9 protein-coding genes are annotated in these 14034 nt (G+C 62.7%); all 9 read right to left on the bottom strand.

Features of this window, described 5'->3' with window-relative positions; translation table 11 throughout:
- Window positions 1-2: 2 nt before the first annotated feature.
- Entirely contained in the window at window positions 3-2441 is a 2439-nt protein-coding gene (locus OKA05_RS21675; RefSeq protein WP_264489288.1) for a hypothetical protein, read from the bottom strand.
- Window positions 2442-2539: 98 nt separating this feature from the next.
- Window positions 2540-3688 carry a multiheme c-type cytochrome gene (locus OKA05_RS21680; RefSeq protein WP_264489289.1) on the bottom strand — a complete coding sequence of 383 codons (1149 nt, stop codon included), beginning with the start codon at window positions 3686-3688 and terminating at the stop codon, window positions 2540-2542.
- A 174-nt stretch (window positions 3689-3862) separates the two neighbouring features.
- Window positions 3863-5689 carry a cytochrome c biogenesis protein gene (locus OKA05_RS21685; RefSeq protein WP_264489290.1) on the bottom strand — a complete coding sequence of 609 codons (1827 nt, stop codon included), beginning with the start codon at window positions 5687-5689 and terminating at the stop codon, window positions 3863-3865.
- A complete protein-coding gene (locus OKA05_RS21690) occupies window positions 5686-6879 on the bottom strand; it encodes a cytochrome c biogenesis ResB family protein (protein ID WP_264489291.1) in 1194 nt (397 codons plus the stop codon). The genes OKA05_RS21685 and OKA05_RS21690 overlap by 4 nt, the downstream gene beginning before the upstream one ends.
- The gene (locus OKA05_RS21695; protein WP_264489292.1) at window positions 6876-7889 is read right to left on the bottom strand and encodes a hypothetical protein; all 1014 of its coding nucleotides are present in this window, start codon (window positions 7887-7889) and stop codon (window positions 6876-6878) included. Before OKA05_RS21695 ends, OKA05_RS21690 begins: the two co-directional genes overlap by 4 nt.
- Window positions 7890-7903: 14 nt before the next feature.
- Window positions 7904-9628 carry a cytochrome c3 family protein gene (locus OKA05_RS21700; protein ID WP_264489293.1) on the bottom strand — a complete coding sequence of 575 codons (1725 nt, stop codon included), beginning with the start codon at window positions 9626-9628 and terminating at the stop codon, window positions 7904-7906.
- Window positions 9625-10461: a hypothetical protein gene (locus OKA05_RS21705; protein WP_264489294.1), complete on the bottom strand. Its 837-nt coding sequence runs from the start codon at window positions 10459-10461 to the stop codon at window positions 9625-9627. Before OKA05_RS21705 ends, OKA05_RS21700 begins: the two co-directional genes overlap by 4 nt.
- Entirely contained in the window at window positions 10443-12185 is a 1743-nt protein-coding gene (locus OKA05_RS21710) for a cyclic nucleotide-binding domain-containing protein (RefSeq protein ID WP_264489295.1), read from the bottom strand. The genes OKA05_RS21705 and OKA05_RS21710 overlap by 19 nt, the downstream gene beginning before the upstream one ends.
- Before the next feature lie 10 nt (window positions 12186-12195).
- Window positions 12196-13488 carry a 2Fe-2S iron-sulfur cluster-binding protein gene (locus tag OKA05_RS21715; RefSeq protein ID WP_264489296.1) on the bottom strand — a complete coding sequence of 431 codons (1293 nt, stop codon included), beginning with the start codon at window positions 13486-13488 and terminating at the stop codon, window positions 12196-12198.
- Between the last annotated feature and the right edge of the window lie 546 nt (window positions 13489-14034).

The raw sequence follows: 14034 nt of genomic DNA on the forward strand, positions 1-14034 counted from the left end.
GGTCAGAAGGTCGACGTGGCGGTGATGAAGCCGCTGTAAAGAAGGTCATCATCCCCGCCATCCGGGAACGGGGTGAATCCGGGCACGGCCGGCGTTGATTTCCGGTAGATGTCCTCGAAGGCCGCGCCGGTGAACAGCAGGCCGACGCCGGCATTCAGCTTCAGGTTCTCCGTGAGAAAGGGCCGGTATTCGACCCCGAAGCTCAGGTCCCAGCCGATCTCACGGTCGATGTCCTCCGTCACCAGCGCGGTGGCGATTGCGTCCGTCTCCATGAACATGAGGTAGTTGAGGTTGGCGAAGAAGCGCGTCTTCGGCGTGACTTCCCACTCCTCGCCAAGGCCGGCGATGAAGATGCCGGGGTTCACGAAGTTCGACTGGCCGAGGAACTTGTTAGAGCGAAGATTGGGGAGCAGGCTCAGGCGTTGGGTGAGCAAGACCGCGGTGCCGCCCAGATTCGGCCCCTGCCGCTGCCAGTAGCTGAAGGGGCCTCCGATGAAGTTCGGATTGTCGATGATCGAGTCCCACCCCTCCGCCTTCCCATCGGTCGCATCCTCGTCGCCCGAAGCATAGAAGAGCACCAGCTTGTGACGCATCCAGTCGATATCGACCGATAGTTCGAGGGCTGCCATCCACGCGCTGATATCGACCTCTCGTCCTGCGATGCCGTTCAAATCATCCTCACCGAAAACGTGGTAGAGCGAATGGCTGATATTCGCCCGCCCGATGTGTCCCTCGCCATTCCAGCCGAGGTAGTAGGCACTGACGTCGTGGGGCGCGATGGTGCCGATGGGTGAAGGACGGACGATGTTGCCGGCACTGTCGAAGATCAGGTCGCTGCCGCGGTCCCAGTTGGCCAGGAAGTTGAACTGGGTGGTGTAGCCCTTGAAGAGGAAGTCCTGCCAGTAGAGGTTGGCGATGAAGACGTTTTGGTTCCGGTCGTCCCAGGTATTCAATTCCGAGAAGGACTCCTTCTCGAAGAGGTCGAAGAAGGCGAGGTTATACTGCAGGCGGTTCTTGCCGAGATTGCCGAAGAGCCGATACCCCCAGTTGGCGTCGAAGAAGACATGGCCACGGAAGTCCGCGTTGAAGATCTGGGTTCCGATCCGCGCGGCCGCGAAGTCGTAGTTCTCCGAGAGGTCGAGCAGGTGGGATTCGAAGAAGAACTGCTGCAGGGCCACGCGGGTCTCCGTCCGCTCGGTGGCCCGGGTCTGATAGAGATCGGTCAGCGAGGGCATCAACAGCGGATCGAGGAAGTCATCGATATCGCTCGGGTCCAGGTCGCCGATCAGGTCGGGATCAAAAAAGTCGGGCGCAGGGTTGGAGGATTGGCCGAGGCCGCGCGGATCCGCCGCGACCAGCGTGGTTTCATGCGCGGAGATATAGTTTACGTTGAAGACCGGCTGGATCCGGAAGAGCCAATCCACGGGCCGGAACGAGGTCTCACCGCGGAAGATTTCGAAAGTGATGCCGGTGTTTGAGTTGATGACGGTCTGGTCGCCGCGGCCATAGAACTCGGAGCTGAAAGGGCGCGCGGTGCTGACGCCCGACGGCGTGGGAAGGTCGCGCACTTCGACATCGGTGGTGTTCTGCAGCGTCAGCGATGCGAAGATGTCTTGTCCGATGATGGGGACGTCGCCCTTGAGCGTGCTCTGGAAATAGGGATGCCAGAGATACGGCGTGGGTTCTTCGTAGGGAGTCTCGGCGGTGCGATCGTCCGGATAGCGATCCCATTTTCCGGGCGGTATGCGCCAGCGGTCCGCGACGGCTTTGGTGAATGGCGGGTATTCGACGTCCTGATAGTGGCCGGCATGCCAGTGTTCGTAGATGTGTTCCTCATAGCGGACCTCGTCGCGGGGAAGCTGGAATTCCCCGGCGATTTCCGGCTCGAAGGGTTCCCACTCATCCCGTGCTGGCAGCACCTGGGCCTCGAGCACGCGCTGCTCCACATCCGCACGCGGCAATTGCAAGTCCTCGGGAATCATCGGCGCGTAACTTGGCCCTGCTTTCAGCGCGCCCGCATCGCGCTTGAAGAAGTCCTCGTCTCCTGCCCCGCCGAGATCCCTGAAAAACCCATCACCGCCTGGCTTGATTTCTCCGGTCCCGGGGGCGCGTTCACCGTCGGGCCGTGCGCTTCCGGCATCGGCATCTTCCTTGCGCGCGGGAAGAAGTCCGGTCGTCAGGTCCCCGGTATCGGGATTGAATTGCGCCGGCGGCAGCGGGATCTCTTCGGTACGGATGATCTCCTCGCGGATTTCCACCACCGGCCTGCCGGCCTCGATCGGGAGCGGGGTTCCCGAGTCCGGCGAGAAGAGTTCCGGGCTCGCCGGCTCCCCCTCAGCGGGCTTCTGGTGAAGGGTCAGGCGGTCCGGTCGTTTCTCGCCGGGTGATAGATCGGCTTCCGGGGTGCGCCGGTGAGGCGGATGATAGCATGTGGCCAGCACGACACACAGACAGGCGCTCGGAATTCGCCCTCTTGGTCTGGATCGTCTGCGATTCATCTTCTCCAAAACTTCAATCGGTCGGGAAACCTGGTGAGCCGTTATTTCTCAGGGAGCGCCGCGGCGGCGACCGAGTCGAGCTTCTGCAGGAAGCGGTCGATCGCCGCTTGATCGAAGCTCCTTGGCGGCTTGGCTGCGGCGAAGAGGCCCTCGATCGCGCCGTCCGTGATCGGCCTCGGCTTTTTCGGCCCGGCGGTGGATTCATTCAGTCGATCGATCGCCAGGGCGAGGCGCTCGGCATAGTGTCCGATCGCGAGGAAACGGATTTCCGGGGTCACCTCGCCGAAGGCAGCGGGTTGGAATGGCGTCCGGTCGTTGAGAAGTTTCTCCAAGATGGCCCGTTCCTTCTCCACGCTCATCGGTTCGCTGGAGATCCGCTTGGCGTATTCATCCGCGCGGCGGACCAGGTCTTCCGGGGAGTCAGGCCAGTTGGTGCCGGTTGCCTGGAGCAGGGCCTGGATCGCCACGATCTCGGCGCGGCGACGCTCGGCTGGTTCGCGGCGGTCTTGGGCGGCGGCTTCGCGCAAGGCGACCGCTTGGCCCACGAGCCAGGTCCGGCCATGGGAAAAACCATCCGCCTCTTGCCAGTGTTTCGGCTGTGCAACCAAGAGGCCGTCGAGTTCGAAAACCAAGGGGGGATGATTCGCTTCCAGCAGGTTGTTGGCGAGGTTCTGATGGCAAGCGACGCAGTTGTTGGCCCGCTCGTAGGCGGTTTCCAGAGGCCTCATGCCAAGCCGGGCGAGGGCATCCTTGGGGAACTCCGAGCGAGGCCGGGTGTGGGAAAGCAGCCAGTTCTCGGCTCCACCGTGGCAGTTGGCACAGGAGACGTGCTTGCCGCAGTCCAGCTTGTCCTGCTCTTTGACTGTCGAGGCGAAGACCGCGGGGTCCACTTGCCGCATCGGGGCATGGCATGCCGTGCAACTGGAAGATTGGGCGGCATCCGCGATGCCTAGTCTTCCGGCGAGCGCGCGCGACTGCCCATTGTCGAGAGTGGCGGCGGAATTGTGATGAGGATCGTAGTCACGCCAGATCAGGTAGGCACCGCGATTCAAGCCCGCTCCGCCGTGACAACCGCTGGTGCTGCAGGACTGGGGCGCGAGCACCTTGGATGGCGCCTCCGGCTCCGCGAGTACGACCCTCAGGAACAAGGCTGCGACCGAGACAACAAGTAGGGGGGAGCCTAGTCTCATTCATCTGTTACTCTGAATTGCGGGCATGCTTGCTGGCAAGGCGATTCTCGGCGCCAGAGGCCCCGAATGGCTGTTAGCTGAAGCATCCCTTGAGCCATTTTACTTGGCCAAGAGGTTAACAATTCATCGGACAACTTGCGATGCGCTATGTTCACCCGCAGGGCAAGTTTCCCGTCAGGCGGCCACGCGTCGCGGGATCATGGCCAGCGCCATCACGAGAAGCTGGCTCGCGACGAACGCGGAAAGCCACACGAACGCGCGGTCGGTGAAGCCGTAGGAGTGCAGGCCAATGCCCAACATGTTAGTGCCAAACCACGACCAACTGGTGACGATGTTCCCGAACACCGCCATCACCATCATGCCCTTTTCGCGGATCATGCCCCCCCACCGGGCGTGCAGGATGAGCGCGTTCCAGATCACGATCAAAAGGGCCCCATTCTCCTTCGGATCCCAGCCCCAGAACCTCCCCCAGGATTGGTCGGCCCAGATGCCACCGAGGACCGTGCCGACGAAACTCGCCAGGGTGGCAAAGCAGAGGGTTCCGTAAACCATGCCCCGCATCGAAACGGCCTCCGTCTTCGGAACGCCCACCAGGGCGTGACGCACCAGGAAGAGGATGGCAATGGCTCCCGCCAGGAAGGTCGCCGAGTAGCCAAGCGTGATGACGATGACATGGGTGGCGAGCCAGAAGTTGCTATCGAGCACCGCACGCATCATCTCGAGCGTGTCGCCGCCGAGCGACAGGTGATGGGCGATGAGCAGGGTGGCAAAGCCCGTGAGGGCCGCGACGGCGGTCCCGATCGCGTTCTTGTGGAAGAGCTCGAGCACGATGCTCAGCACGATGGCACCCCAGCCGATGAAAATGGCGGAGGAATAGAGGTTGGTGACCGGAGGCCGGCCTTCTAACATCATCCGCGTGATCAACCCGACCGTGTGAATCACGAAGCCGAGGAGGAGCACGCGGAACGCCGTGGTTCGCAACCCGCCCTGCGGCCATAGCCACGAAAGGAACGCGCACACGAAGCTGGCGATGTAGACCGGCATGCAGGAAGTGAACGGCGCGAGCTGATTGAAAATCCATTCGGCGCGTGATTTTCGCAGGTCGCCCGGGCGCTCCTCCTGCAGTTGGTTGCGCAAGTTCCCGACGGTGGAATCGAAGGTGGTGGTGTCTCCGGCTCGCCATGCGGTGCCGAGCCGGGCATAGGCCGAGGTGGATGGATTCAGTCGGCCGTCCGAGGCCGCTGCCAGAGCCGAGTCGGCCAAGGTGCGCCACACGCCAGGGCTCGCCGCCGGTGAGGGTGGCTCCGTTAGAACATTGGTTTGTGCGGACCACTCGCCAAGCACTCGCAGGCGTGCCTCGGCAGCCTCAATGACGGTGGCATCGTAGTCCTCGCCGCGCTCGCGTTTGGCAGTTGCCTCGGCGGCGCTCTTGGCTCCCGCCACGAGCTGGTCCAAGTCGAACTCAAGTTGCTTCGTCGCCGGATGGCCGAATGCGAACTTCAGCTGTTGGTAGCGCTCGAGATCCCGCCACAGTTTCATCACCGCCTTTTCATAGGTGCTCCAGGTTTGAGGTTCCTTGGCGGCGATCCGTGAGGCTTCTTCCGACAATTTCCCGAGCCGGGGGACCAGGCTTTCGAAGGAGAAGTATTTCTCCTCATCGACCGTCAGACCCATCAGCCCGAGGGCTTCGTCGTGCAGCACCGGAAAGACCATCCGCCGGTCCGCGGCATCGGGTTGGAAGGCGAGTTCGGCCAGCCAGGCGGTGGGGGAGGGGGGGGCATCCTTGCCGGAAACCCGCTGCTTGCCGCGGATGGAAAGGAGCGCGTTGCGAGCGAGGGAATCGATCGGTTGGACCCGGCCATTGGCGACCACGGGCAGGCTGCCGAAGGCACGGAGATCCGGTCCCGGCGGTTTCTTTAAACCACGCCACGCCCCGGTCCCCAGCACGAGCAGGCAGAGGAACGGGAGCAGCCAACCCAGGCGGCGCATCGGGAATGTCATGGGGAAGGGGAAGGTGCGGGGCGCTTGCGGGTCACGGCCTTGGCCAGATGCTGGGAGAAGATCCAGAGGAGGCCCAAGCCGACCATGCTGCAGGCGAGGTAGGGCAAGGTCCACACCGGGTTGCGCACGACATGGAGGATGCTGGTCCGGTCATTGTTCGCGAAGCCGGACTGATAGAAGGTGAGGCCCTGATAGCGCAGGGGATGATTCATGTAGACGAGCGTTTCGCGGTTTTCACCAGCCGCGGGGTTTTCCAAGCGGATCCGGCTGGAAAAATTCTTGGGGATCTGGGTGCCGAGATAACGGTCATGGGTGAAGTCGAGCAGGCGGATGGAAAACGGGTAGTAGTGCCGGCGCTGGCGGAGCGCCATGCCCCGCGGGCGCCCCTCGGGGCCGAAGTTTTGGGTCGTCGGAAAGCCGCTGGAGAGAAGCCAGGTGCCGAGTGATTTCCCGTCGGCACCGAAGACCTCGACGAAGGCGGAACTGTGATCGATCCGGTCCATGGCGGTCTCGTGTGGCAGCTCACGCACCGCGTGGCCGGTTCCTGGGCCGCGGTCGGCCCGGGTTGGACCGAAGTTGGGGCCAGCCGAGCTTTCGGCGACGACCTCGCTGTTGCGGAAGAAGCGGACGATCCTCAGTGAGAAGCCCTCGAGGTCGAACCGCTCACCGTCGCGCAGGCGGCTCATGGGGATGGCCGTGACGACTTCCACCCCGGGCTCGCTCGCGTCCACGATCGCCAGCTCGATCTCTCGGGACGCCGTCGAATAGTTGCGGGCCTGGCCTTCATCGAGAGTCATCTGCGACTCTTCCGCGAGGACAGCAGTGAACAGTTCCCCGAGCAGCAGCAGGATGATCCCGAGGTGGACCAAGACAATACCCGCCTTCTTCCGATGGAACTCGAAGCGGGTGGCGTGGGCAGCCACCAGATTGAGCAGGAGAAGCGAGCCCAGCAGCATTCCTCCAGGAAATGGAATGGATGTCTTGCCCTCGCCGGGAGCGAGATCGAACCACGCGATCCAGGCGCGGAGATGACGTTGCTGGACCTCATGGATTCCCAATTCGACCTGCGCCAAGGTAGCGGCGAACACCAGGATCATGCACAGCGCCAGGAGCACCACGGTGAGACGCAGCGAGCTGAGCGCACGGGTGATGGAGCGAACGGTATGGACCATCGTGGAATCCAACGTCATGGGAGGATGGCCGATCGGACGAAGGCCTCGAACTTTTCCTTGTTCTGGCGGACGAGCTCCGCATCGCCAGTCAGCTTGAAGAACCAGGTGACGCCGCCTGCGCGGAGGATCGCGGCGCTGGTGGCGCCCGGCCGATTGCCCTCGGAGATCGCTTCTTCGCTGACCATGTGGGTGATGATCGCTGGGCCGGAGGGAGTCTCAAGGGTTGGCCATGTCGCCGGATCGTCGTCCGCTTTCAATTCTGGCAGTTTGAGTTGTTGGCGCCAGCGGTTCACATTGTCGAGCGTGTTGCCCCCGTCACCCATCAAGGGGATGACCGAAACATCGCCGTCCACGCCGCCGGATCCCGGAATGCTGAAGCTCGCGACCCTCATCGAGCTACCCTCGCTCTTCACCCAGCCGTCGGGAACGTCGAGGTTGATCCGGGGTTTCTCGGGGGTCGGAGGGAGTTTCGGCGGCGGGGGCGGAGTCGCTGGCCCACCCTGGATCCCCGTCAGGAAAGTGAGGAACTCGCCCCGGCATGAATCGAGCTCTGCGACCGGTGAGTTGAGCTTGAAGAACCACGTCTGATCGCCGTGGGAAAGGATCGCTGCGAGGATTCCTTTGGACGCGCCGCGCAACTCATAGAGGGTGGCGTGGGCGGCGAGGGTCTTAATCTCGATGCGTTCGCCCTCCGGTTTCGTCACCGCGGGAAGCCCAATCTGCTCGCGCCATCGGTTCACGTTGGCATCGGCACCACCGGCGTCTCCCGGCAGAGCGGAAATCGACACCTCGCACTCCGGGCGGAGGCGATAACGGGCCTGCTGGAATTGTCCCGGTTCTTGCGCGCCCCAGTTCTCCGGGACCTGCCAACGGATCGACTTCGGAGATTCGGCCGGAGCGGATGGTGCCGGCTTCTCATCGAAGTCGACGACCGCGACCCGGTAGGTGCGGATCTTTTCTTCGGAACAGGAAGCCAGCACGAGACAAAGCGTGGCAAGGCTGAGAACGGGTAACCGGTGGTGGATCATCAGCGACGAGGCAATCACTTGGCGGGCGCGGCTTTCACAGGGTCCCCGAACAGGGAGCCCTTGGCGTGGTGATAGGTGTGACAACTGGTGCAGCGGTGATCAATGCCACCCTTGGGGCTGTGACAATCGACGCACCGCTTGATCGACGGGAGGTTGAGATCGCTGGTCTTCTCGCTGACGGTCACATTGTGGCAGTCGGCGCATTTGAAGCCCTTGCTATGGAGGTCGTGATTGAAGCTCCCGAGGGTCATCCAGCGCTCGGGAGTTGCAGGCTTGGCGATGCCAGGGGTGCCGTTCGTGTCCTTGGGGTCGGTGACTTCATGGCAGGTGGCGCAGCCATTGAATGGAGTCTGGCGCCCATCGGGCAACTTGCTTTCGTGGTCCGCGAAGAACACCGCCCGTTCGAGGAATTCGCCGCTTTGTTGATAGCTGCCTTCCAGGTTGGCCACCTTCGAATCCACATATTTCTTGAGAGCTTCAGCCTGCGTGATTCCTTCCTGGGTACGGGCGTACTCCGCATACTGGATGGGGAGGCTTCGCACGAATGCGCGGACATAATAGGGATCGCCGTGTGGCAGGAGGAGGCCAAGGTGGGTTTCATCGCTGGTGCCGGGATCAAACTTCAGCGGGTGGCAAGTGGCGCAATGCTGGGAGTAGGTGATCGGCCTTTGATACTCGCCGCGGGCGTCGCGCTCGTGACAGTGGCGGCAGTCGAGTTGCTCGGTACTGGGCGGTGGAAAGGGAAGGCCTCCGTCCTTCAAATGGTAGGCATGGTTGAACTTCAGCGGATTCGTGTCGCGCACTTGTCCGGGCTCGAGGTCACGGAGCTGCCGGAACTCCGGGTGATCGGTGTGAAAGCTGTTGATCACTTCCGTGTAGCCGGTTGCCGGTCGTTGCCGTGGTGGGGCCACGGAGCCGGAGTCCTCCGCCGGAGTGGAGTGGGCACCCTTTGCCTGTTCGCGGGCCTTGGCCATGAGCGTGGCATCGCCGTGACAGGAGATGCAGAGGCCGCTGTCGACCTCGGGCATGGCGCCATCGGTGACGTGCTCCTTGTGACAGGCATGACAGGCGAACTGGGAAGGCATGTTCGCCTGGTGGAAGTCCATCCCCTGATGGCAGGCGAGACAGCTCTGATCCATCGGGGAAGCTTCGAGCGGGCCCTTGCGGGTCCAGTCGTGGGGAGCCAATCCTTGCTTGAACGCCTCGACTGCCTGGACGTGCCATTGCCCGCCATCCTTGCCGGCGCTGGCGTGACAGGCGGCGCAGCTACTCTGATCGCCCGACATCGCGGCGTGCCGCTTCGTGAAGTGATCGCTGGCATGCACGCTGGAAATCGGTCCCGGGTTGATGAAGTCATCGCGTCGCGAGCCCCCGATGCCGATGTAGAGCGCGATGAGGCTGGCGAGGATGGTGACGAGCGTGACCCGCTTGCGGATGCCGCGGAGCGTCAGGCGCGGCTGGCACTTGGGAACTGCGTTGCAGCAGGTGCCGTCGGGGAAGGGACCTTTGTCACACGTGCCGCCGGCGGACTTCGCACGGGTGCACATCCAATGCCCCTTCGATTCGCCGGGCTTGGTTTCCAAGCGGGGCGCGCACTCGTAGGTGGCCCGGCATTTCCCTCGCGGCGAGGGTCCGACCGAGCAGCTTCCTCCCTGGCAGGTGCGACCGCAGGCCCAGTCATGGTTCGGCCGGATGTAGTCCTTTTCAGGAAACTCCGGGGTGGGGTGGGGGTCACTCATAACACGGCGGCGGAGAAGGCGTGGACAAGCACGATGTGCAGCACGGAAAAGACCAGAAGGGCGTAGCTGAGAGGAATGTGCACGAACAGCCAGAGCCGCAGGGCGGACTGAAGCGAGTATTGGTAGTCGAGCAGGTGCTTGCGGCTGACGAGTTCCCGCAAGCGGCCGAGCATCTCGCGTTCGCTTCCCTTGGCGTAGCGTTCGACCTCATCGAAACGCGAGGCATGGGCCGCCAGCGGTGCCTTGGACTGTCTCAGATGAGCCCACCAATTGCAGGGCTTGGTGAAGAACAGGCCCAGGTCTTCGGTGTAGAAGCCGGTGGTAACGGGGGAGGTCTGGCCGTCGGTGCTCGCCAGCATCAGCGCCTCGGCCGCCTCGCGCAGATGCGCCCGGGCGTGGGGGATGCGTTCGTAGGGAGTCTCGTATCCGGAGATGGTGAGCTTCCTCGGGAAGGTGCGGCTCATCCACCAGCCGACCAGACCTGAAACGAAGACCACCACGAAGCACCAGGCGAGGAGCTGATGGAAGATGCCCGCGGGCCAGGTCCATCCCATGTGGGCGAAGAAGAGAGGGCCGGAGACGACCCCGAGGAACAGGTGCATTTTCAGCCAGAAACTGGCACTGCCGAGGCGCAGGAATGGAACCCGCTTGCGCAGGTTGAAAAACGTCAGGATTAGCATCAGCGCGAACAGCACCCAGCCGCTCAGGTAGGCATGGCGCGGATACTGCGGAATCAGCACGATGGCAGCCGCCAGAAGGGCGGCGATCACCACTGCGGTCACCAGCACGCCACCGAGCTTTCTCCGCGGGGAGCCTAACGTTCCTTCAGCCATTGCATGAGCGAGGTTTCCCGGGTGAGGTCGGTACGGACGAGGGCATCGTGCGGACAGGCGCGCTGGCAGGCGGGGCCTCCCGTCTGCTCGATGCACAGGTCGCACTTCGTCGCCTTCAGAATCGGCTGCTGTTGATCATCGACCCAGAATCTTCCGCCCTTGGAGCGGACTTCGACCATGCGGATCGCGTCGTAGGGGCAGTTGGCGGCGCAGATGCCGCAGCCGATGCATGTGGAGGGGTTGATGACCACCTCGCCGCCGACGCTCACCCGGTGGATGGCGCCGGTGGGGCAGCCGATCATGCACACGGGATCGACGCAGTGCATGCAGGCGTTCGCGACCATCAGGTTGTCGACCATCGGGCCATGTCGCAGGAAGCGCGGGTTGCCGTCATGGGTGGCCGCGCAGGCGCGAACGCAATCGTCGCAGCGGGTGCAACGGTCCATGTCGATTACCATGGATTGGGTACCATTGAAGAACCGGCGCTCGGCCATGAACTCCATCAGGTTGGCTGGAGGGAGGACGCCATTACCAGCGGAACGGCCCCCGGGCGGTCGCGGGGCATTCGTCTTTGCGGACCGTTTGATCTCCCGGCGAGCGTGCTTTTCGATCACGGCGGTCGGAATGAAGATCAAGTGTGCATAGCCCAACGTTCGGAGCGAATGCTGGGCAGTCATCTCCTGGCTGGGGTCGTTCCAATGCGCGGCGATCTCGTCGAATCCGAACATGCTGCCCGCACCGATGTACTTCAAGGTGCGCTCGCCATTGCCGTGGCGCTGGCTGACCCGGCAGAAGCCGGCGCGCACGAAATGGACGCCATTGAGGTAATCGCCTTCCTTGACCACCACCGGTTCCTGGCTCGCCAAGGTAGCCCGGTCGCGGGAGGCCATACTGCGATAGTCCCCCGACCAGTTGTAGGCACCGAAGGTTTCAAAGCGGGCTTCGTTGCAGAGGGCTTCGAACTCGGGGCTGTTCGCGTCGAGGTGGGCGAACAGCGGGATGTCCCGCATGAAGGCGCGCAGCGAGTACTTCCGGTAGTTCGCATCGATTTGCCGGCCGAGTGCGGCGTCATATTTCATCAAGTCCCGCAGCCCTTCCCAACTGAACTCCAGCAGCTGCGTGCCGGGTTCCGTGGCGATCACCGTGGCGGTTCTCGGCATCCGGCTGAGCGCGGAAATTTCGCCGAACATCTGGCCTTTCCGGACCGGGTCGGTCTGGACCCCGGAAATCGTCTGGGGGAAATCCTGAAGATAAACCGCGTTGCGTGAGGCATCGACCGACTCCCTGAAGTCATCGCTCACGCGCAGGGAATTCTGGCTCCATTCTTCCGCTTCGCTGCGGTTGGTCCACAGTTGGGCGAAGCGGCTGAAGAGGTTCTTCCGCTTCTCGCTCGGGGAGCGCCCCAGGATCTTGGGATCGAGGTGCGGCTTCAGGACTACCTGGACCTCGCCCGAGAGGACGAGATAGGCCGAGGTGCCGTAGTCGCCGCGTCGCAAGACGATCTCACCCGCATCGAAGCTGCGCACGGCCGAGTCTGCCTTCAGGATGCCACGCAGGGGCGTCCCTTTGGGGAAGCCAGCCTCGTTCATGCTGGCGAAGGGCTCCTCCTTCATCAGCATGTCCACCGTGGCGTCACTCATCGCCGGATCGAGAGGGTCGTCCCAGCGCTTCGGGCGGGTGGCCTTGCGGGTGAGACTGTCAAGAGTGCTATCGGAGTCGGCCATGGTGTTCGGTTCAGGCGTCGATCACGAGGTTTCCCTTGGGGCGGCAGATGCACGTCAGGCAACTGCCTTCTTCCGGCGGATCGCCCGGTGCGATTTCGTAGTCGACCCCGCCCTCCTTGATGGCCACGAGACATGATCCGCAACTGCCCGCACGGCATCCCCCTTCGATCGATCGGATCCCGTTGTTTTCCGCGAAAGCCAGCAGGTTGCCTAGGGCGGGATCCCAAACGAGACGTTTGCCGGTCTTGGCGAATTCGATTTCGATCGCCGGCTGGTTGCCCTTCGGCTCCGGGGTTTCCTTCGGACCGGTCTTGACCGTCGCCGGACCAAAGGCCTCAAACTTCACGTCCTTCTTCGGAGCTCCCCATTCGTACAGCCCGTGGACGAGGGTGTCCATGAAGGGTCCGGGTCCGCACAGGTAGAAGATATAGTTCGACGAGGGCAGGACTTGCTTCATGAGGTCTATGGTGACCCGCCCCTCGTGGTTGTAAGACTTGCCAGGTACGTCGCCATTCGCGGGGCGGCTGTAGCAGACATGGAGCCGCAGGTTCGGGTTGGCCTTCTGAAGCGCGAGCATCTCCTCGCGGAACATGTGGTCCTCGCCATTCCGGCAACCGAAGAAAAAGTATATCTCCCGCGTGTCGCCGAGGTGGGTCAGCGCCCGGGCCATCGCGAGCATGGGGGTGACGCCGATGCCGCCGGAAATCAGGACCGCCGGCCGGTCCTCGTCCACGTCCAGATAGAAGTGCCCGGTCGGTGCCTTGACGTCGAGGATGTCGCCTTCCGACACTTGGTCGCAGAAGAAACTCGAAATGACTCCGGGACGGGCACCCGGTTCGTTGCCGGGGGGCAGGGCGCGCTTGATGGTCACCCGGTAGTGGCTATCGGTGACGAAGCCGTCCGAGAGCGAGTAACACCGGACCAACGGCTTCTCCGCGTCGGGCGGATGAAGTTGGAAGGTCAGATACTGGCCGGGCTTGAATGGCGGCAGGGGCCGGCTGTTGTGGGGAGTGAGGTAGAAGGAATAGGTGTCCGGGCACTCCTGGACCTTCTTCGCGACGGAGAACTTCCGGTAGCCGTTCCATGCGGTCTCGGGAGCTGCCTGCGCCTGGCGATTGAGGATTTCGATCCGCTTGCTCAAGGCCGCCAGTTCGAGTCGATTGCGCCGCGCCTCAAAGCGCTGGCGGCTAAGGAGCGCCCACCACTGGGTGGCGAGGTAACCGGTCATGACCACTCCCCCCACCACTCCCACCGTGAGGAGAGGACTTGATTGGGCAAATTCGAAGAATGCTTGGCGGGTCACCGTCTTGGTCTGGGAGGATTGGACCGGAGGAGGAGGATTGGACCGGAGGAAATTCAGCTCACGCCTGAATCCGGGAAGGAACCGATGCCTTGAAGGTCATCCCGTGGTTCCAACACGCTGGCGCTTGGAGAGCATGTTAGCCGGTATTGGTCAGTGTATGCAGGGAGGATACCATCTTCATAGCCTATCCGATCAAATCGGGAGGAGGGCGTCAAGTCAGTGGGAATCTCCCGTCCCGTTAGCGCGAAAAAATTTCTCCAGCCTTCGCAAGAATGCCGAAGCTTCGCGTCTGTAGATCAGGGTGCCGGATCAGGGCACTTCTTCACCGCCTCGGAAACCCGCCCCCGGCAACTGGAAGGCTACTCGCCCCAAGGTCGCCAAGCGGACTTCCGGAAATTTGATCGTCAACAAACCTTATTCCAAACAAGGCCGGAGATGGTGTGAAATGCCGCTTTTCTTGGGTACTAATCCAGTGAAGCCTTCACAGAGAAGGAGCAGGTATTTCCAGCACCATGCCGCGCTGAAGAAAAGAACCGCACACCTCCC

The sequence above is a fragment of the Luteolibacter arcticus genome, assembly GCF_025950235.1.
Taxonomy (GTDB): domain Bacteria; phylum Verrucomicrobiota; class Verrucomicrobiia; order Verrucomicrobiales; family Akkermansiaceae; genus Haloferula; species Haloferula arctica.

What these genes read in the sequence shown, in the direction of transcription:
- OKA05_RS21700 (WP_264489293.1), bottom strand. Translation starts at nt 9,628, where the DNA reads ATGAGTGACCCCCACCCCACCCCGGAGTTTCCTGAAAAGGACTACATC.
- OKA05_RS21680 (WP_264489289.1), bottom strand. Translation starts at nt 3,688, where the DNA reads ATGAGACTAGGCTCCCCCCTACTTGTTGTCTCGGTCGCAGCCTTGTTC.
- OKA05_RS21695 (WP_264489292.1), bottom strand. Translation starts at nt 7,889, where the DNA reads ATGATCCACCACCGGTTACCCGTTCTCAGCCTTGCCACGCTTTGTCTC.
- OKA05_RS21685 (WP_264489290.1), bottom strand. Translation starts at nt 5,689, where the DNA reads ATGACATTCCCGATGCGCCGCCTGGGTTGGCTGCTCCCGTTCCTCTGC.
- OKA05_RS21710 (WP_264489295.1), bottom strand. Translation starts at nt 12,185, where the DNA reads ATGGCCGACTCCGATAGCACTCTTGACAGTCTCACCCGCAAGGCCACC.
- OKA05_RS21690 (WP_264489291.1), bottom strand. Translation starts at nt 6,879, where the DNA reads ATGACGTTGGATTCCACGATGGTCCATACCGTTCGCTCCATCACCCGT.
- OKA05_RS21705 (WP_264489294.1), bottom strand. Translation starts at nt 10,461, where the DNA reads ATGGCTGAAGGAACGTTAGGCTCCCCGCGGAGAAAGCTCGGTGGCGTG.